The following is an 18,579-nucleotide window of genomic DNA, read 5'->3' on the forward strand; positions in this document are numbered from 1 at the left end:
CGGCGTCGTCGTGGAGCAGGGCAAGCCGAAGGAAATCCTCTCCAACCCGCAGCACGAGCGCACTATCGAGTTCCTCTCCAAGGTCCTCTAGCGCCGCTGGAGACTTACACGGCAGTGCGGATGGCGTCCTTGATCCGTTGATGCAGGTTTCTGAGGTCCGCACGTTCAGTCCGCACCTCGATGATGGAACGGCCGCGGATCCGCTCGGCGAGGGCCCCTTCCAGTTCGACGGCGGTACCGGCCAGCCGGTACCGCACGCCGTACGCCTGCGCCAGCGCGGATATGTCCACCGTGTGCGGGGTGCCGAAGAGCCGTTCAACGCTGTCCCGGTATTGGTCCGACTCCCCCAGCAGTCCGTGCTCCAGCAGGGAGAAGATCCCCCCGCCTGCGTCATTGAGCACAATGATCTGCAGGTTCGGGGACGCTTCGCCGCTGCCCAGGAACAGGCCACCCACGTCGTGCAGCAGGGTCAGGTCTCCGAGCAACAGCCGGGTTTCCCGCTCCGGCTCAGCCAAGGCAATTCCCGTTGCGGTGGCGATGGTCCCGTCGATGCCGGCGATCCCCCGGTTGGCAAACACTCCGGCCCAGGATCGTTCCGCCGGCCGGGCGGCCAGGTCCAGGTCCCGGATAGGATTCGAGGACCCCACCACGAGCCGGGCATTGCGCCGGGTCGTATCCGCCCACAGGCTTCGGGCGACCTGCAGCCCTGTCACCACCGGTTCGCGGGCAAGCACCGAGTCGAGCGCTGCCTCGGAACGGTCCGCTGCTTCCTGCCAGGAGGCCAGCCATCCCGCGGGGCCGGTGCCTGCGAATTCTGCAAGCTCATCGCGGGTGGCAATGGGCCGTTCCCGGCGGCGTCCCGATTCGTACCAGGCCACCGGCTCAGGTTCATAAAAGGCCGTTTCGACGTCGGTGCGCGCGAGCAGGGCCGCGACCTGGCGTGAAAGTGTGGGCCGGCCGAAGAGCACTACTCGCTCAATGTCCTGCCCCAGATGCTCGAGCAGCAGCCGGTAAGGTCCGACAGCGTTCGCTCCGTGCCGCGCGTTCGACGTCGGATCAGCAAACAGCGGCAGCCGTAGCAGGGAGGCAAAAAGTTCGGCACCGGCGCCCGCCCCGGCACCCGCCACCACGACCGTGCGGTGCTCGGACCCCGGCGTGCGGAGCGCAACTCTGTCGGATCCGTCCCGGCTTTCCACCGCCCGGCCGGGATCGCCGGACACGTTCGGCTGCTCGACTCCCTCCCGCCTATCCGGGAAATCCAGCGCCGCCAGCTCATCCTGTCCAGTCCGGCCGCGGCTGACCTCCGTACCATCCTGCCGGCTTGGCTTCGCAGCAGAGCCAGGTTCAAGGACCGGCGTGAGCGGATCCCGGAATGCAAGGTTCAACTGCACCGGGCCGCGCACACCCGCAAGGCGGCTCGTTCCGGTACCCAAGGCCGCCGCGATGCCGGTGGCCACGGAACCGGCGGGGTCGGCACCTGCGGGGACGTCGACGTCGTACCTTACTGCGGTGCCGAACAATCCCGCCTGCCGCGTCGTCTGGTTTGCCCCGGTTCCGCGCAGCTCCTCCGGCCGGTCGGCACTGACGACGATGAGCGGGACGGCGCTGTGATTCGCTTCCATCACCGAGGGCATCAAGTTCCCCACTGCGGTGCCGGAAGTGGTGACGACGGCGACCGGACATCCGGACACCAAGGCGAGACCGAGGGCAGTAAAACCGGCGTCGCGTTCATCGATCCGGACGTGGAGCCGAACCGTACCTTCAGCTTCGGCTGCGGCCAGCGCGTAGGCCAGCGGCGCACTGCGTGAACCCGGGGCGACGACGATGTGGCGGACTCCACCGTCCAATAAGGCGGCGACTGCGCGTCCGGCCATTTCCATTGAATCCATCACGGTTCCATCTTGCCTGATCGGACCGGCGATGCTGCCGCACCACTGGACTTATGCCCGCAAAACTGGTAAGCAGTAAGCTTACTTACTGTTGTTCAAAACTGGATGCAGCAGGGCGTCCGCCCCGCATCCGTCCGTCAAAGGAACCAAGGAGTATTTGATCATGGCCAGTTTGCTAACCCGCTCAATGCACGACCTCAGCGCCGCCGCATGGTTTGGCGGTTCCCTGATGGGAGCGGTCGGCCTCAACGGTGCCGCCGCCGAGGCAAAAGACAGCCGGGATAGGACCCGCCTCTCCAGCGTCGGCTGGAAGAAATGGGCGCCCGTCCAGACCGCGGCCTTCGCGGTTCACGCCGTCGGCGGAATAGGCCTGATTCTCGACAATAAGAGCCGTTTGGTCTCGGAGAGGGGCGAACCGGAAACCACCATTGTGAAGGCCGTCCTAACCCTGGCTGGCATGGGCGCGACCTACTACTCCTGGACTCTGGGCAAGAAGGTCGACAAGCTCGCCAACGAAGGCGGCGAGGGTGCCACCGAGCCCCGGCCGGGAGCTTCCAAGGAGCTCGCCGACGCTCAGAAGCAGCTGAAGATGCTGCAATGGGCACTGCCCGCCTTCAGTGGCGCCGTCGTCGTTCTCGGTGCCAAGGAAGGCGAATTGCAGCGCCCGGAGAGCCTCTTCTCCCGCGTACGGCTCAACTGCCGCTAGGCAGGGAACACCTGCACGACCGAAGGCCGGGGCCCGCGGAATTCACCTTCCGCGGGCTTTTGGCCTGCCGGGAGGTAGTCCGGGAACAAGGACCTGGGTTCGTCGAATGAGCCGTCCTCGCCCGGGTGCTGCACGGCGACGTAGACCATCGATTCGTCGTCGTGGATGATCGGTCCGCAGGTTTCGGCATCCCGTGGCACAGAAAGGAACTGCTGAACGCGTCCGCGGTTGCTGCCCTCCAAATCCACTTTGAACAATCCATCATTGAGCCCGAGGGTACCGGGCTGGCCGTCTGTGGAAATCCACAGGTTTCCTGCCGTATCGAACGCCACGTTATCCGGGCAGGAAATTGGCGACACCTGATCGACGGGGAAGCCGCTGAAGTAGGTCGAGTCGTTGGTTGCCGGATCGCCGCAGACCATCAGCAGGTTCCAGGTGAATGAAGTGGCGGTCTGGTCGCCCCGGCGTTCGGAGATTTCCACAATGTGTCCGTCGCGGTTGATCGACCGTGGATTTGTTTCGTCCACACCGGCGTAGCCGTCCCGGCCGCGATTGGAGTTGTTGGTGCAGGCCACGTAGACCTTGCCCGTGGCAGGGTTGGGTTCGACATCTTCGCAGCGGTCCATTTTAGTGGCCCCTGCCTTGTCCGCCGCCAGCCGGGTGAATACGAGGACTTCTTCGATGGACATGCCGTCGATTTTCGACTTTCCGCCAACCACCAGCGGCAGCCACTGACCGGTACCATCGAACGCGCCGTCGTCGGGCAGTTCGCCTGAGCCATCGATTTCTGCTGGAGTGGAGTTGCCGGAGAACTTGGCGACATAGAGGTCACCTTCGCTCAGCAGGGTCTTGTTGTGCTCGCGCTGCTTCGGACCGTTCCCGTTCCGGAACTTCTTTTTCGAGACGAACTTGTAGAGGTAGTCGAACCGCTCGTCATCACCGGAATAAGCGACGACGTGGCCGTTGTCCGCCACGATGACGTTGGCACCCTCATGCTTGAACCGGCCCAAGGAGGTGTGCTTGACCGGTGTGGATGTTGGATCCTGCGGGTCGATCTCGACGATGTAGCCGAAGCGGTTCTGCTCGTTTTCGTAGCCGGGATTGTTGGCATCCCAGCGTGGTTCATCCAGCTCCCAGCCGTTGTTGGTGGGGATGTTGGTGAAGCCGTAACGTCGCTGTGCTTCGGTGCTGGCCGGACTGCGGAAGTAACCGTTGAAGTTCTCCTCGCCGGAGAGGATCGTCCCCCACGGGGTGGTTCCGCCTGCACAGTTTCCGATCGTGCCGTGGACCGTGCGTCCCAGCGGATCCTCAATAGTGCGCAGCAGTGCTGAACCTGCCGCCGGTCCGGTGAAGTTGAACGCGGTGTCGACGGTGATCCGCCGGTTCAGGTACCCGCCGCGGATGTACTTCCAAGGATCACCTTTGTGCCCGCGCTCAAGTTCGACAACCGAGAGGCCGTGGGCCGCCCGGGCAATGGCGCGGCGCTCAGCGGCCTGGGCTGGCGCGGAGGCGGCCGGAAACATGAGGTTTGCGTTGACGTATTCGTGGTTGCAGACCAGCAGCCCCTTCTTGCTGTTGGGGGTGCGCAGGATCTCGAGGTAGTCATTGTTGTAACCAAACTGGCGTGCCTGGGCTGCGGCGGACTGGTTCTCAGCGTCGAACTCCGGAGCGTCGTTGAAGAGCGGATCGCCCCAGCGCAGGATTGGTTCCCACTGGTATCCGGCCGGAACGGTGAAGGCGTCAACGCTGGCATCCACCGGCGCGATCGGGGTGAAAGGCAGTCTGCCGTTCGCGGCACCGGCCATACCGGATCCGTTCGCTCCTGCAGCTCCCTGACCACCGGGGGCCGCTTGGGCAGAGGGCGAGCCAAGCGCAGCGTTGCCGACCATGAGGCCGAGGGCGCCGGCTGCTCCCAGTCCGAGTACATTCCGCCGGGAGTAGGCCGCGGAGGCAATATCGCGGAAGTACTCGTTACCGGACTCATTGCACACGGCCTTGGAACAGGCGTTGTCGCATTTCAAGGCGCAGGTAACGGCGCTCCGCTTGCCGCGGGTGTGGCCAAGCATGGGCAAAAGCGGACGCCGGGTTCCGGTGGAGGTGTCAGTGGGGGTACTCAATGTAGATCCTTCCGTGAGGGCTGTGCTCCTCACGGTGCCAGCGGAAGGCAACGCAGAACCGGACTTCGCATTAACGGGGGCTAAACGGTATTCGACGAACTGAGGACCTTGTGAACCCGCGCAAGTCGTTCCAGCCACCAGTCAACACGTTCCGCGGATGCAGCGTACCGCTCCAGGAGTTCCGGTTTGACCGACACGTCCCGCACCTCTATGGCCCCACCTGCCGGCTTCAACGAGTCCTCGGTGACGTCACCGTTCATCAGCGAAACCGTCCCCAGCCCGCAGGCATACGGCAGTTCGGGCAGCGCGGCCGCGAGGGCGACGCCGGCGCGGATGCCCACCGATGAATCCAGCGCGCTGCTCACCACGGCCGGCAGCCCCGCTGATGCGACGATGTCCAGCGCACGACGTACGCCACCGAGTGGCGCGACCTTGACGACAATCAGGTCCGCGGCACCGGAACGGCTGACCAGCAGTGGATCAGTCTCCTTCCGGACGCTTTCATCGGCGGCAATCAAGACCGGCACGCCGCGCCGCCGCAGTTCTGCCCGGACCTGCGCCAGGCCATCGATAGTCATCACCGGTTGTTCGGCGTACTCGAGCCCGAATTCGGCGAGCGCGGGCAGAGCCTCCAAGGCCTCCTCCACACTCCAGCCACCATTGGCGTCCACGCGGACAGCGGCCTCCGGCAGGACTTCGCGCACCGCCCTGACCCGGGCAATATCGTCCGCCAGTTCCTGGCCAGGTTCGGCGACTTTAACCTTTACCGCAGGAATGCCGTCGAACCCCGACAGAACCTCGGGCACACGTCCGGCGTCGACGGCCGGGACGGTGGCATTAACCGGAACGCTGTTCCGGAGTGGCTGCGGGAAACCTTGCCAGCCAGCCTCGACGGCGGCGCTCAACCAGCGCGAGGCCTCGCCGTCGTCGTACTCCGGAAATGGGCCGAACTCCGCCCAGCCCGCCGGACCCCGCAGGATCAAAGTTTCGCGCTCTGTGACACCCCGGAATTTCACCCGCATGGGCAGGCTGACAACGTGTGCGGACTCGGTTAGTTCAGCCAGGGACGGCAACGGTGTCTGCATCCCTTTACTGTACGCAGGCACCGCCCCGCTCCCGTCAGGTCCCTTTGCCTTCCCCAGCCCGCCAGACGAATTCGGGCAGATTGCCGTTGATCTCCCAGTCTCCCAGGATCCGTGCCTTATAGATCGCCGGATTGTGCGAGCTCAGCGTGCGGGCGTTGCGCCAGAACCGGTCGAGCTGTACCGGCGCCTTGGTCGCGGACGCGCCGAGGGCGTCAAAGAGCCGCGACCCGGAACGCTGCGCCAACCCGCCCACCACAATCTGGGTCTGGCTGGCGCCAAGTTCGACGGCGGTAATCGCCGCTTCCTGCGTCTCCGGGCTAGCCGTATGGCGCTGTTCAAACGCCGTCTGTGCCAGCCGCGCGACCTCCAATGTCGCCGCCGACGCCGCGAAGGCATTGGCGGACAACTCCCCGACCACCTGCTGGATCTGCACATCCGCGCTGGCCCGTTCGCCGTTGCCGTGACTGTAGACCCGCGTGCGGTTCCGGACATGCGCAGCGGTCTCCGTCACGATGGCTTTGCAGATTCCGGCGAGTGTCGCATTGTGGATCAGCTGGAAGATCCCGGTCATATACGGTGCCCGGTCCTCGCTGAGCAGCACGTTCTCCGCGGCGACCGGCACGTTGTCGTAGAAGGTGGTGCCGCTGGCCGTCAACCGCTGGCCGAAGCCGTCCCAGTCGTCGCGGATATCCACGCCGGGGGCGGAAGTGTCGACCAAGGCGTTGACATCCACGCCTTCCGAGTCACGCGCCCCGGTGAGGATCCAGTCGGCGAACAGGCTGCCGGTGGTGTAGTACTTCGTGCAGGTGATGCGCCAGCCCTCCTTGTCCGGCTCAATCCGCGTGCCGACCTCACCGACCTTCGCCGGTCCCGTCTCGCTCCAGGCGTTACCGACCAACTGGCCCTGACCAATCCGGCGCAACCAGGCAATGCTGCGCGTGCTGCCGCCTGAATACAACCGGTCCTCCACGAAGGCAAAATGCGAACGGAGCGCTTGCGGGAGGTTGGAATCGGCGGCCGCGAGTTCGATCAACAAAGTGAAGAACTGAGGCAGTGTGGCACCGTCTCCGCCGAGTTCGCGGGGAATCCGGATGGCACCGAATCCGGCATCGCCAAGCCACCGGATCTGCTCGGCCGGCAATTTCCGTTCCCGCTCGCGCTCGACTGCGCCAGCAGCGATCCGTTCAAAGACCGGGCGGTACTTGGCCGCAAGTTCCGCGTCCGTCGGTGGCGATGCGGTTTCCGTCCCTGTGCCCGCCGTCGTCGTCATGCTTTCGCTCCCGCCGGTGCCGCTGTTTGACTGACCAGTTGGCTTGGATCCCGGTCAGTTTCAGAGATGGTGATGCGCTCAGCCCGGCCGGCCCCGAAGGCACCGCGGTAGGTGGCGCCACGGTGGGTCGCCGGCAGCAGCGGACCAGCCCCAGGGAAAAGCCGCTCCCGCAGCGTGGACTCGCGGTATTCCTTCCGGTACCGGCCACGCTTCTGCAGTTCCGGCACCAACTGTTCGACGACGTCGGTAAAGGTTCCGGGCGAGAGGAACTGGACGATGTTGAAGCCATCCAGGTCCGCCTGGTCGACGATTTCCTCGATCCGGTCCGCCACCTGTTCGGCGGTGCCGGCGATGAAGAATTCGTCATTGCGGGGGTCTGACATGGAATCTATGACTTCGTGGGCGCGTTTCCGGTTCGGCCCGGTGGAAAATTCCGCCTCCGCGGTCTGGCCATGGTCGCGGCCCACGTATTTGAGGTACTCGTCGGTTTCCAGCGAGGCGATGTCGATTCCGGAACCGCCACCGAAGTGCACCAGATGCCCCTCGACGTCGCGCAGCCGCACCACCTCCTCGACCTTGCGCTTCACCTCTGCCTCCGTCTCGCCGAGGACGATGTTCAGCGATGCGAGCGCCTTGATGGCGTTCCGTCCCCGCCCGGCAGCCTCGGCCCGTGCGCGCAGATCCGCGACGCTGGCCGCCACCCGCTGCACGCTGCGTCCGCCGACAAAGACGGCCTCCGCGTGCTGGGTGGCGAACGCCTTGCCCCGCTCGGAGGTACCCGCCTGGTAGATCACCGGTGTCCGCTGCGGGCTCGGTTCGGACAGATGCGGCCCGTCGACGGTGAAGTATTTGCCTTCATGGCCGATTTCGTGGACCTTCGCCGGGTCGGTGTAGACGCCGCGGCCGCGGTCCCGGATCACCGCGTCATCTTCCCAGGACCCCTCCCAAAGCTTGTACGAGACGTCGAGGAATTCCTCGGCCAGATCATAGCGGTCGTCGTGCTTCACGTGCGCCGGCAGACCAAAGTTGCGGGCGGCGTCGGGCAGGTAACCGGTGACTACATTCCACGCCAGCCGGCCCTTGGTCAGGTGGTCCAGCGTGGACAGCCGCCGCGCGTTGCCGAACGGCGGTTCATAGGTGGTGGAATATGTGACGGCGAATCCGAGGTGCTTCGTGGCCGCCGCCATCGCCGGGACCACCAGATACGGGTCATTGTTGGGCACCTGCAAACCACGTTCGACGGCGGGATCCCGGCTGCCGCGGTAGACGTTGTACGTTCCGACGACGTCGGCCAGGAAGATGGCATCGAACAAGCCGCGCTCGAGCAGTTGAGCCGTTTCCGTCCAGTACTCCAGGTCGGTGTAGTGGTGCCGCCGGTTTTCCGGGTGCACCCACAATCCATGGTTGATGTGGCTGACGGTGTTCATCTCGAACCCGTTGAAGTGGATCTCCTTGCTCATGCCGGACCTCCTGTTGTCTTGTTGGCGCGCTGCGGCAGTGCCGGAACGGCGGCCAGCAGCTGCTGTGTGTATTCGTGCCGCGGATTGGTGAAAATGTCGTAGGCGTCGCCGTACTCAACGGTTTGTCCGTCCTTGAGCACCAGCACCTCATCGCTGACCTGTTGGATCACGCCGAGATCATGGCTGATGAACAGATAACTCAGTCCCAGACGGCGCTGCAGGTCTTCGAGCAGGTCCAGCACCTGTGCCTGAATGGACACGTCGAGGGCGGAAACCGGTTCGTCGAGCAGCAGTACCTGCGGTTCGGTGGCCAGGGCCCGGGCGATCGCGACCCGCTGCCGCTGTCCGCCGGAGAGGGTGAGCGGCCGCCGCCGAAGGACGTCGCGGGGCAGGCCCACCTGGTCCAGCAAGGCGGCGGCCCGGTCAGTCCGGTCGCTGCGGGTGCCGATTCCACCGGCGTGCAGGGCGTCGCCCAGGACGCGTTCGACCGTAAACCGGGGGTCGAAGGAACTGAGCGGATCCTGGTTCACCAGCTGGATATCCGGCCGGTGCCGGCGCCGCTCCTTCTCCAGAATGCCCGACCACTGCAGCCCACCGAGGGTCACCGTGCCGCCGTCGGCCCTGCTCAACCCAAGGGCGATCCGCGCGGTGGTGGATTTACCCGAGCCGGATTCGCCCACGATTCCCAGCGTGCGTCCGCGCTCCAGGGTGAACGACACGTCCCGGACCACCTGCCGACTGCCGCCACCGGGCTGCGGGTAGCTCTTGAACAGCCCGGTGGCCTGCAGCGCAGGCGCATTAGGGTCGAGTTCGCTGGGCCGCTGCCCTGTTTTGGCCGGCGAAGTAATGTTCGAGCCGGCTTGGTCGGTGTCCGGTGTGGTGGTCACAGCGGTGGTCACAGCGGTGGTGTCCGGCGTGGTGGCCACAACTGTCGTGTCCGACGACGGCGGTACCGGCTGATCGTTCCGGCCGGCAGTCTTCCGCGGAGACGGAATGGCATCGAGCAACGCCTGCGTATAGGCATGTTGTGGATTGGTCAGCACCTCGGCAGTGCGTCCGGATTCGACAATCCGCCCGGACTTCATCACCGCCACTTCGTCCGCCAGCTCGGCCACCACCGCCAGGTCATGCGAGATGATGATCAACCCGCGTCCCTTGTCCTTGAAAGACTTCAACAGGGTAAGGATCTGTGCCTGAACGGTCGCATCGAGCGCCGTAGTCGGCTCGTCCGCAATCACCAGCGCGGGGTTCAGCACCGTGGCCTGGGCAATCAGCGCCCGCTGGCGCAAACCTCCGGAAAGCTCGCCGGAGCGCTGCCGGATACGCACCTGCGGATCGTCAATTCCAGCCTCGAGCAGCGCCGCTTCGGTCCGGGCTGCCCGCTCTGTCGCAGAACGGACCCCGTGGGCACGCAGCGCCTCATCGATTTCCTGTCCGATCGTGCGCAGTGGATCGAGCGAGACCAGCGCGTCCTGCAGGATGTAGCCGATCTTCTTGCCGCGCAGACTACGCAGGCTCCGCTCGGACGCCTTCGCCACATCGGTGCCAAGGACCTCCAGCTTCCCCGCGGAGATTACGGCGTTGGCGGCGTTCAATCCCAGCAGTGCCCTCGCGGTGACGGATTTGCCGGATCCCGATTCGCCCACCAACGCCAGGCATTCGCCCGGTGCCAGCGCCAGCGACACGTCTTCGACCACGGGCCGGACCGTCCTGCCACTGCGGAAGCCGATATTCAGGTCGCGTACCTCAAGGAGCCCGGCGGGACGCAGCGCCGGTCCGGCGTCGGACTTTAGCGGTGTTGTACTCATGATTTACTCCTGTCCTTCCAGCCGGCGCTGGGCATAGCGCCCGACGACGGTCGTGGTCAGTGCGGCGAGGGTGATGAAGAGACCGGGGAAGACCGCGATCCACCAGGCAATCTGGATGTAGCTGCGGCCATCGGCGAGCATCGCGCCCCATTCCGCTGCCGGTGGCTGTGCGCCCAGGCCAAGGAAACTCAGTGACGATGCCCAGACCACGGCCTGCCCGACGCCGAGGGTCGCCAATACCAGCAGCGGCCGGACGACGTTGGGAATCACCGTGTGCCACAGCGTGTAGGCGGGTGACCGGCCCAGTGCATGCGCCGTTTCCACGTACGGCGCGGCCACGACCTGGAGCGTCTGGGTCCGCAGCATCCGCGCATAGCCGGGCGCCGTTCCGATGCCGACGGCGACCGCCGAGGTGATGACGCCGGTGCCGGAAATGGCAATCACGATCAGGGCCAGCAGCAGCCCGGGGAAGGCGAACAACACCTCCACGGCGCGGCTGATTGCCGTGTCCACGAACCGGCCCATCACGCCGGCCGTGATCCCCAGCAATCCGCCGAGGGTGAGCCCGATCGCCGTCGCAGTGAAACCGATCAGCAGCGACTGACCCGCGCCGGCCACCACCCGGGAAAAGACATCCCGGCCGTTCTGGTCCGTGCCGAACAGGTGCTCTGTCCCGGGGACGGTGAAAGCGGCGGATGGATCGACCGCGTACGGGTCGTGGGTCATGAACAATTGCGGTGCGGCGGCCGCCAGCAGCAGGAACACCAGCACAGCGGCGGCGCCCCAGATGCCGAGCGGGATATCGAGGATCAGCCGGGCCAGGTCCCCAGACCGCGCCCGGCGGTTCCTGCTGGTCTGGTGCGGCCCGGGCGGCTGCGTCACCGCCGGATCTTGAATTGCAGTACTCATGCTGGCTCCTCCTGTACCCGGGGATCGACCACGCGGTACAGCACGTCGACGATCAAGTTCACGATGATGTAGACAGCCGCGATGATGAGCACCACGGCCAGGGTGATCGGCAGATCGCGGCTGGTAATGGCGTCGACCAAACTGCGGCCAAGGCCCTGCCGGGCGAAAATCACTTCCACGACGACGGCGGCACTGACCAGCGAACCGATCGCCCAGGCCGAGAGCGTCAGCCCCGGCAGCAGCGCATGCCGGAGCACGTGCCGGATCCGGACCGACCAGTCGCTGAGCCCCCGTGCCCTCGCCGAAAGGACGAAGGGCTGGACGAGCGCTTCCTCAAAAGAGGTGCGCGTGACTTGGGCGATGAAGCCGGCGAGCGGAATGGCCAGTGCCAGCGAGGGCAGCACCAGGGCCGCAAAACCGTCATTTCCGGCCACCGGGAACCAACCGAGCACGACGGCGAAGATCACCAGCAGCACGATGCCCGCCCAGAACTGCGGTACCGAGGCGAAGAGCACTTCCACTGACCTGCCCAGCGCTTCGAGGACCGGGCTCCGCCCGACGGTCAGCAGGGTGAAAGCCAGGGCCATCGCCCAGGCGAACACCATGGCCAGCCCGGCCAACTGCAGGGTGGGCAGGATCTGCGGTCCCAGAATCTCCAGCACCGGAACCTTGAACACATAGGACGTGCCGAGGTCGCCCTGGAGCAGCCCGGTGAGATAGTCCAGATACTGCAGCACGAGCGGCTGGTTGAGCCCGAACTCTTCCCGGATGCTGGCAAGAGTTGCCGGCGAAGGGGAACTCGCATTCGGTCCCAGGATCACCTTGACCGGATCTCCGGGAACCAGCCGCAGTACGAAGAATGCCACCGTCACCGCGGCCCACAGCACGAACAGCGAGCCCAGCGTCCGTTTGAGAATCACCAGCGGCAGTGCTCCTTTCGATGCCGTGGTGCGTGGCAGCTCGGTGTGCGCGGTTGGGCCGGTGCTTGTCGTCGTCGTACTCATGATGCAGCCACCACCTTTGCGTCGTAGAGATACGGAACCGACAGCGATGGCTCCAGCCGGACGCCGCTGACCCGGTCGGTCCGGACGCCGATCTGGCTGGCTTGGTTGAAGAGCGTCAGCTGGTAGGCGCCATCGCTGACGATTTCCTGGGCCTGGAGGTAAAGCTTGCGCCGCTCATCGGCGTCGTTGGTGGCCAATGCAGCGTTGAGGATGCGGTCCAGTTCCGGATCGCTGAGCCCGGCCTTGTTGGAACCGAACCCGTTGGACGGCAGATATTCGGAGGACAGAATGATCCGCAGCACGTCGGCCGTGTTGGTGTTCCAGTAGCCGGCGCGCAGGTCGTATTTGAAGTTGTTCGTCCGCTCCGTGACTGTTGCCGTATCGAGGTTCTGGATCACCATTTCGATGCCGATCTGCTTGGCGCTGGCTTGCAGTTGCGTCATCAGCGCGGTGAACGCCGAAGGCCAGGAAACCGGATCGTATGGCAGCACCACGGAAAGCCGCTTGCCGTCCTTGGTCCGGTAGCCCTCGTCGTCGCGGCCGGTCCAGCCTGCCTTGTCCAGCAGCCGGTTCGCCTTCGCCTGGTCCGGCGCGTAGACGTTCTCGAACCGTGGCGAGTAGAAGCGTGTGGCCGAACTCAGCGGCCCGCCTCCGTGGGTGACCGTCCCGAAGTAGACGCTCTCGATGCCTGCCTTCACGTAGGAGCCGTAAAGGAAGGCCTTGCGGACACGGATGTCGTCGAAGGGCGGACGGGTGATGTTGAAGGTCAGGTTGGTCGGATTTCCGGGGCGGTCCTGCAGGATCAGCGACACCCGGTCATCGGCCCGGGCTTCGGCGAAGTTAACCGCAGGCATCCGGTCGATGGCGTCCACCTGGCCTGCACGCAGCATGCCGTAGCGGGTGGCGTCCTCTGGAATGATCCGCCATACCAGCTCGGCAATATGCGCCGGCCCCTGGTGCTCGGCGAAGGGCGGTGCGCTGTTGTAGTCCTCATTCCGGACCAGCTTCACCTCGCTCTGCGGCACGTAGTCCACCACCTTGAACGGGCCGGTGCCGACCGGCGACGCGCAATTCTCCGCCTGCGGCCGCTGCAGCGCCTTCGGCGACTGGATGCCGAGGAACGGCTGCGCCAGGACCTCGAGGAAAGCGGCGTACGGCCGGTCGAGGGTGACCACCGCCGTCGTCTCATCCACCACGGTGGTTTTGACGTAAGGCTCCAGATAGCCGCCGGCCGTGCCGGAATGCGTGTCCGGATCGACCATGTGCTCCAGGTTCGCCTTCACCGCGGCAGCGTTGAACGGTGTTCCATCAGTGAACGTCACGTCGTCGCGCAGGTGGAAGGTGTACCGGAGTCCGTCGTCGGAAACTTCCCAGGAGGTGGCGAGCCACGGGTGAATTCCGCCGTCCTCGTCCATCGAAACGATCGAATCGAGGTAGTTGGCGGCGAGGGACGCCTGTGGCATGTCCCCGCCGACGTGAGGGTCAAGGCACGTGATGCCCTTGCCAGTCGCAAACACAAACTGACCGCCGTCGTTCTGTGCCGGATCCCGGGCTTCGGCGGCCCCGGAGCATCCAGTCACAGCCAGCACGACGACGGCTATCATCGCACTTCCCACTACGTGGGCAATTGGTTTTTTCATCGGTCGGTAGTTCTTTCTCTGGTGAGTGCGCCTGCCCTTCAGGCGTCGGGTGAGTTGGACACTACAAGTGCCCAGCGGCCGGAATCGGTTTGTTAACGCCGGTGACGAAGGCGGTGGCCGGGGCCGCGAAACATGGGCTAACACAGGTGTGCCGACGGACATCCGGGGGCAGACTGGAACAGATTGTGCCTCCAGCTGATCCCCAGCCGGATGTGGCAGGCTATGAGTGATGAGTACCCGACATTCCCGGCCCGGTGGTGCCGGGCGTAAAACGAGCCGGCCGACGGCGTCGAACCCGTTTCCATTTTTTGCAGCGGCCCTGCTCTGCGCGGCCGGGGTGGCCGCCACGTACATACTTTTCGTCCGCACGACTGTGGGCCAACTTGTCGATGAAGGCGCGCTGCGCGAGGCGGAGCTGACCCGGACCGGGATTTCGTCCGGGCTGCAGGACTTCCTCGACCTGCTGCCGCTGATCTCGGTGGTGATTGCCGGACCTATCATCCTGCTGGTCACGATCGCGCGAAGACGCTGGTACGCCGCGGTCGTCGCTGCGCTGGCGATGGTGGGGGCGAACCTGACGACGCAGCTGCTCAAGGACGTCGTCCTGCAGCGCCCGGATCTCGGGGTACAAACGCTCGCGCAAAATTCACTGCCATCCGGACATGCGACGTTGGCTGCATCCTCGGCCGCGGCATTGTTCCTGATGTCATCGCCCCGGTGGAGACCGTTGGTGGCAGCGGTCGGCGGAACGTATGCGGTGATCGCCGGCGGCGCCACGTTGATCAATTTGTGGCACCGTCCTTCCGACGTCGTGGCCGCCTTCCTGGTGGTCGGAGCGTGGACCGCGGTGGCCGGGTGGTTCATCCTGCGCACGGGTACCAGCTGGAATATCTGGTACGGGCTCGGCGAACATTGGGCGGCTTCCCGGATATGGCCGGGTGCGACGGCGGCAATCGGCTTTTGCGCCGGCGTCCTGGCCGCGCTGTTCGTCCTCGTCAGCACGCCGACGCTGGCTACGCCGGCCGATCCCGAACGCCTGCCGCTGCTCTATGCCGCAGGTCTGGCGATGATCATTTCCTCCGGCTATTTGCTGACAGCGATGGGCACGCTGCTCTTCACCCGGGCGGTCCGGACCCGCCGTTGACTGGTGGGGCGGTCCGCGGAAGCCAGTATCCAAGCATGACAGCGCCGACGAGCCCCAGCCCACCGACCAACCAGATCCCGGCCGACAGCGTGGCCAACGCTGTCGCTCCGGACAGCAGGGCCGGCCCACCGCTGGCACCGATATCGGCCATCAACCGCCAGACCCCAAGGAATTTGGTTCGCCCTGCCGCCGGTGAGTAGTCGGCGCCGAGCGTCATGATCATGCCGGAACCGATGCCATTGCCGAAACCGATCAGCACGGCAGCAACCAGCAGGGATGCCGTCCCGATGGTGAACGGCACCAGGATCAGCGCCAGGCCCATGATCAGCATGCAGGGAACGGAAACCCACAGCCGCCCTTTCTGGTCCATCACCTTTCCCGCGGGGTAGAACAGCAGCATGTCGACGGCGCCGGAGATCCCGTAAATAACGGCCGTGGTGCTCGCTTCGAGGCCAATATTCTCTGCCCACAACGGGATGACGACCGGGCGCGATGAGCGCACTGCCGCCACCATGACGACCCCGATGCCCACCGTCAGGAGGACGCGTGCGTGCGAGCGGGAAATCGACCGGATAGTCGGAGCGACCGTTCCGGCGACCGGGATCCCGTGCCGCGGCAGATCGGGCATTCCGACGGCGACCGCGCCGGCGATCAGCAGCGCGCCGGCTCCAACCCAGTACGCGCCGTCGAGGCCGGCAAAGTGGATGGCGGCCGCCCCGGCGAACGGACCGGCGAAGACTCCGATCCGCATGGTTCCGCCCAGTGTGGACAGCGCACGTGCCCGGTATTGCACCGGAACGGACTCCGTGAGGTAACTCTGCCGGGCAAGATTGAAGACCGCTGCGGCCATCCCAATCATGAGGATTCCGGCGGCGAAAACATACAGCCCTGGAGCGCTAATGCAGACCATCATCGCGAGCACCGACCAGGCCGAAGCTCCCACAATTGCCCAGCGTTCGCCGAACCGGGCGGTAATCAGTGACGCCGGAATGTTGGTCAGCAGTGAGCCGATGCCGATCAGGGTGACCACGAGGGCGGCCATGGCCACGCTGGCGCCAAGGTTGCGCGCACTGAGCGCGATGACGGGAAAAATGGCGCCTTCGCCGAGCCCGAACAGCAGTGACGGTCCGTAAACCGGTACGGCGAGTTTCCTCCACTCGAACGGCTCGGCAGTCACCTTCCTACTCTAAGTGAGCCGTCCCATCAGGGCCCGCGCATGCTCCGGCGCGTACGGCATGATTGGAATCGCCTTGGTGGTGTCCGACGGAGCTTCCCGCCTTGCCTGCGTTGCGATCCGGATGGCCCGCGACATGGTGGAGGCCTGAATCCGTACGTGGTCGCTCCCCACCGGTTTGCCGTGGCCCGGAACGAAGGTTTCGTATTTGCGCAGCCGCACCAGCCGCTCCAGGGTGTGGACCCACTCTTGAGGGAAAGCGTCCTCGAAGGCAGGGTCGGCGCCTTCTTCGATCAGATCGCCGGCGAAGACGACGGTGTCGACGCCGACGAGCAGGTCGTTGTCCGTATGGCCCCGTCCCAGGTGGAACAACTCAACGGAGCGGCCGCCGAGATCGAGCGTTACCGGTTGCTCCCCCACAGTGTGTTCGGGAACCACCAGGGTGGTGTTCTCATCCGCGCCGGCGGCCATTTCGGGTTCCGCCTCGGCCACGAAGGGCCGCTGCTCCTCCCCGGTTGCCGCAATATCGGCGGCGCAGGCTTCGTGTGCCCAGAACTCCGAGGTACCGGCCGCTGCGAACACGGCATTGCCGAAAAAGTGGTCGAAATGCGAGTGTGTATTGACCACAACCAGGGGGAGCTCCGTCATCGTACGGACCGCCTCCAGGATGGCTGTTCCGTGGCGTGGCCCGGCGCCGGTGTCGATGACGAGCGCGCGTTCCACGCCGACGACGAGCCCCGCGTTCAGCAGGTACTTGCCGGTCGGCAGCACGTAAGTCTGCGGCCCCACCTCACGCCAGTTCCCAATGGTTTCCGACTGTGACACCGCTGCCGCTCCTTGTCTTCGCTTACTGAAGACCCTACAGGTCGGCCAGCACGGAACCGGGATTTTCGACGGCGTCGGCCACGTAGCGCAGGAACCCGCCCGCCGTGCCGCCGTCGCACACTCTGTGGTCGAAGGTCAGTGTCAGCTCGGTGACCTTGCGGACCGCGAGCTCGCCGTTGACCACCCACGGTTTGTCGATAATCCGTCCGACGCCGAGTATCGCCACCTCGGGGTAGTTAATGATTGCGGCGCTGCCGTCCACTCCGAAGATGCCGTAGTTGTTCAGCGTGAACGTCCCGGATGTCAATTCGGCCGGGCTCGCTTTGCCTTCGCGTGCGACGGCGGCCAGCCGGCGGATCTCACTGTCCAGTTGGCGCGCGCTCATCTTGTCCGCGTTGCGGATCGACGGCACCATCAGTCCGCGGTCTGTCTGCGCGGCAAAACCGAGATTGACGCCGTTGAAGCTGACGATCTCGTCCCCTTCGATGCGGGTGTTCAACTCGGGATACTTTGCCAGTCCAGCCAGCACGAACCGTGCAATGAACGCGAGCAGCCCGGGTGTGCTGTCCGGGCTTGACGCCTTCAACTGCGAGCGCATCTCCAACAGGGCGGTGGCGTCGACGTCGACCCATACCGTTGCCTCCGGAATTTCCGTCCGGCTCTTCGTCATGTTCGCGGCGACGGTCTTGCGCAGTCCCTTGATCGGCGTGCGCCCGGTGATACCCAGGCCGGACTTCGCGTCCTCGCCAAAGGCCACGCCGCTGGCCGGCAGCGGTTCGCCAGCCGTTTCGGTTTTAGCGGGAGCGCTCCCGCCCGGGACACTTCCAGCCGGAGCTTTACCGGCGACGGCTGCTTCAACATCCCGGCGCATAATCAGGCCGCCCGTACCGGAGCCGGAAATGTCGGCCAGCTTGAGACCGGCTTCCTTCACCATCCTGCGCACCAATGGCGAAAGTGCGCCCGGTGATACCCAGGCCGGACTTCGCGTCCTCGCCAAAGGCCACGCCGCTGGCCGGCAGCGGTTCGCCAGCCGTTTCGGTTTTAGCGGGAGCGCTCCCGCCCGGGACACTTCCAGCCGGAGCTTTACCGGCGACGGCTGCTTCAACATCCCGGCGCATAATCAGGCCGCCCGTACCGGAGCCGGAAATGTCGGCCAGCTTGAGACCGGCTTCCTTCACCATCCTGCGCACCAATGGCGAAATCACCAGCGGCGCAGCGGCGGTGGCGCCGACGGTTTCACCTGCACGGCTTGGGGTTGCTGCACCGTTGGCATTGGTATCCGGAGCTGGGGCAACAGTGCCGGTCTGCTCATCGGAAACCTGCGCCGCGCTGGGAGCGGCTCCCTTGCGGCGGCGGGTGCGCTTGGACCCACTCTGGCCGCCAGGGGTGCCATAACCGATCAGGACGTTGCCCGATCCGGCGGCCTCGCCATTTTCGACCGGCCCATCCGGAACCTTCGTGCCGGCCTGTTCTTCCGTCCGGTAAGCCTCGCCCTCCGGCGAACTTTTGCCTGCGGCGGGAACGTCACCCGACTCGGCAACAACGACG

General features: G+C 65.3%; 15 protein-coding genes. 2 read left to right on the forward strand and 13 right to left on the reverse strand.

Annotated elements, in window-relative coordinates:
- Nucleotides 1–104: 104 nt before the first annotated feature.
- Nucleotides 105–1,889 (reverse strand): 2-succinyl-5-enolpyruvyl-6-hydroxy-3-cyclohexene-1-carboxylic-acid synthase, encoded by a 1,785-nt coding sequence (menD, locus tag Y707_RS26570; RefSeq protein WP_035781979.1) that lies wholly within the window; start codon nt 1,887–1,889, stop codon nt 105–107.
- Between the two features lie 163 nt (nt 1,890–2,052).
- On the opposite strand from menD, the gene Y707_RS0115600 reads away from it, so the two are divergent.
- The gene (locus Y707_RS0115600; protein ID WP_035781981.1) at nt 2,053–2,595 is read left to right on the forward strand and encodes a hypothetical protein; all 543 of its coding nucleotides are present in this window, start codon (nt 2,053–2,055) and stop codon (nt 2,593–2,595) included.
- Here Y707_RS0115600 and Y707_RS0115605 read toward each other — a convergent pair.
- From Y707_RS0115605 to Y707_RS0115640, 8 genes are all read right to left on the reverse strand, one after another.
- Nucleotides 2,592–4,661 carry a PhoX family protein gene (locus tag Y707_RS0115605; RefSeq protein WP_051442087.1) on the reverse strand — a complete coding sequence of 690 codons (2,070 nt, stop codon included), beginning with the start codon at nt 4,659–4,661 and terminating at the stop codon, nt 2,592–2,594. The two genes, Y707_RS0115600 and Y707_RS0115605, sit on opposite strands and share 4 nt — an antisense overlap.
- A gap of 131 nt (nt 4,662–4,792) precedes the next feature.
- The gene (locus tag Y707_RS0115610) at nt 4,793–5,797 is read right to left on the reverse strand and encodes an o-succinylbenzoate synthase (RefSeq protein ID WP_035781983.1); all 1,005 of its coding nucleotides are present in this window, start codon (nt 5,795–5,797) and stop codon (nt 4,793–4,795) included.
- Between the two features lie 34 nt (nt 5,798–5,831).
- On the reverse strand, nt 5,832–7,067 hold the full coding sequence (locus Y707_RS26575) for an acyl-CoA dehydrogenase family protein (RefSeq protein WP_035781986.1): 1,236 nt from the start codon (nt 7,065–7,067) through the stop codon (nt 5,832–5,834).
- Nucleotides 7,064–8,527 carry an LLM class flavin-dependent oxidoreductase gene (locus tag Y707_RS26580; RefSeq protein ID WP_081744924.1) on the reverse strand — a complete coding sequence of 488 codons (1,464 nt, stop codon included), beginning with the start codon at nt 8,525–8,527 and terminating at the stop codon, nt 7,064–7,066. Before Y707_RS26580 ends, Y707_RS26575 begins: the two co-directional genes overlap by 4 nt.
- A complete protein-coding gene (locus tag Y707_RS0115625) occupies nt 8,524–10,335 on the reverse strand; it encodes a dipeptide ABC transporter ATP-binding protein (protein ID WP_051442088.1) in 1,812 nt (603 codons plus the stop codon). Before Y707_RS0115625 ends, Y707_RS26580 begins: the two co-directional genes overlap by 4 nt.
- Nucleotides 10,336–10,338: 3 nt before the next feature.
- The gene (locus Y707_RS0115630; RefSeq protein ID WP_026535784.1) at nt 10,339–11,244 is read right to left on the reverse strand and encodes an ABC transporter permease; all 906 of its coding nucleotides are present in this window, start codon (nt 11,242–11,244) and stop codon (nt 10,339–10,341) included.
- Nucleotides 11,241–12,248: an ABC transporter permease gene (locus tag Y707_RS0115635; RefSeq protein WP_081744925.1), complete on the reverse strand. Its 1,008-nt coding sequence runs from the start codon at nt 12,246–12,248 to the stop codon at nt 11,241–11,243. Before Y707_RS0115635 ends, Y707_RS0115630 begins: the two co-directional genes overlap by 4 nt.
- Nucleotides 12,245–13,888: an ABC transporter substrate-binding protein gene (locus Y707_RS0115640; RefSeq protein WP_051442089.1), complete on the reverse strand. Its 1,644-nt coding sequence runs from the start codon at nt 13,886–13,888 to the stop codon at nt 12,245–12,247. The genes Y707_RS0115635 and Y707_RS0115640 overlap by 4 nt, the downstream gene beginning before the upstream one ends.
- A 229-nt stretch (nt 13,889–14,117) precedes the next feature.
- Here Y707_RS0115640 and Y707_RS0115645 point away from each other — a divergent pair, with 229 nt between their 5' ends.
- Nucleotides 14,118–15,032 (forward strand): phosphatase PAP2 family protein, encoded by a 915-nt coding sequence (locus tag Y707_RS0115645; protein WP_035781992.1) that lies wholly within the window; start codon nt 14,118–14,120, stop codon nt 15,030–15,032.
- Here Y707_RS0115645 and Y707_RS26585 read toward each other — a convergent pair.
- The 4 genes from Y707_RS26585 to Y707_RS33515 all read right to left on the reverse strand — a co-directional run.
- On the reverse strand, nt 15,004–16,209 hold the full coding sequence (locus Y707_RS26585) for an MFS transporter (protein ID WP_051442090.1): 1,206 nt from the start codon (nt 16,207–16,209) through the stop codon (nt 15,004–15,006). The two genes, Y707_RS0115645 and Y707_RS26585, sit on opposite strands and share 29 nt — an antisense overlap.
- 9 nt (nt 16,210–16,218) lie before the next feature.
- Nucleotides 16,219–17,031, reverse strand: coding sequence for an MBL fold metallo-hydrolase (locus tag Y707_RS0115655; RefSeq protein ID WP_035781993.1), 813 nt, complete (start codon nt 17,029–17,031; stop codon nt 16,219–16,221).
- Nucleotides 17,032–17,065: 34 nt separating this feature from the next.
- Nucleotides 17,066–17,965 (reverse strand): dihydrolipoamide acetyltransferase family protein, encoded by a 900-nt coding sequence (locus Y707_RS26590; RefSeq protein WP_442853301.1) that lies wholly within the window; start codon nt 17,963–17,965, stop codon nt 17,066–17,068.
- Nucleotides 17,886–18,579: E3 binding domain-containing protein (locus tag Y707_RS33515; RefSeq protein ID WP_442853302.1), on the reverse strand; the 694-nt coding region annotated here is incomplete at its 5' end. The genes Y707_RS33515 and Y707_RS26590, both read right to left, overlap by 80 nt.

The organism is Arthrobacter sp. H14, assembly GCF_000520495.1.
Taxonomy (GTDB): domain Bacteria; phylum Actinomycetota; class Actinomycetes; order Actinomycetales; family Micrococcaceae; genus Arthrobacter_C.

What these genes read in the sequence shown, in the direction of transcription:
- Y707_RS0115630 (WP_026535784.1), bottom strand. Translation starts at nt 11,244, where the DNA reads ATGAGTACTGCAATTCAAGATCCGGCGGTGACGCAGCCGCCCGGGCCG.
- Y707_RS0115625 (WP_051442088.1), bottom strand. Translation starts at nt 10,335, where the DNA reads ATGAGTACAACACCGCTAAAGTCCGACGCCGGACCGGCGCTGCGTCCC.
- Y707_RS0115600 (WP_035781981.1), top strand. Translation starts at nt 2,053, where the DNA reads ATGGCCAGTTTGCTAACCCGCTCAATGCACGACCTCAGCGCCGCCGCA.
- Y707_RS0115635 (WP_081744925.1), bottom strand. Translation starts at nt 12,248, where the DNA reads ATGAGTACGACGACGACAAGCACCGGCCCAACCGCGCACACCGAGCTG.
- Y707_RS0115640 (WP_051442089.1), bottom strand. Translation starts at nt 13,888, where the DNA reads ATGAAAAAACCAATTGCCCACGTAGTGGGAAGTGCGATGATAGCCGTC.
- Y707_RS0115605 (WP_051442087.1), bottom strand. Translation starts at nt 4,661, where the DNA reads ATGCTTGGCCACACCCGCGGCAAGCGGAGCGCCGTTACCTGCGCCTTG.
- Y707_RS26590 (WP_442853301.1), bottom strand. Translation starts at nt 17,965, where the DNA reads ATGGTGAAGGAAGCCGGTCTCAAGCTGGCCGACATTTCCGGCTCCGGT.
- Y707_RS26580 (WP_081744924.1), bottom strand. Translation starts at nt 8,527, where the DNA reads ATGAGCAAGGAGATCCACTTCAACGGGTTCGAGATGAACACCGTCAGC.
- Y707_RS0115645 (WP_035781992.1), top strand. Translation starts at nt 14,118, where the DNA reads ATGAGTACCCGACATTCCCGGCCCGGTGGTGCCGGGCGTAAAACGAGC.
- menD (WP_035781979.1), bottom strand. Translation starts at nt 1,889, where the DNA reads ATGGATTCAATGGAAATGGCCGGACGCGCAGTCGCCGCCTTATTGGAC.
- Y707_RS26575 (WP_035781986.1), bottom strand. Translation starts at nt 7,067, where the DNA reads ATGACGACGACGGCGGGCACAGGGACGGAAACCGCATCGCCACCGACG.
- Y707_RS0115610 (WP_035781983.1), bottom strand. Translation starts at nt 5,797, where the DNA reads ATGCAGACACCGTTGCCGTCCCTGGCTGAACTAACCGAGTCCGCACAC.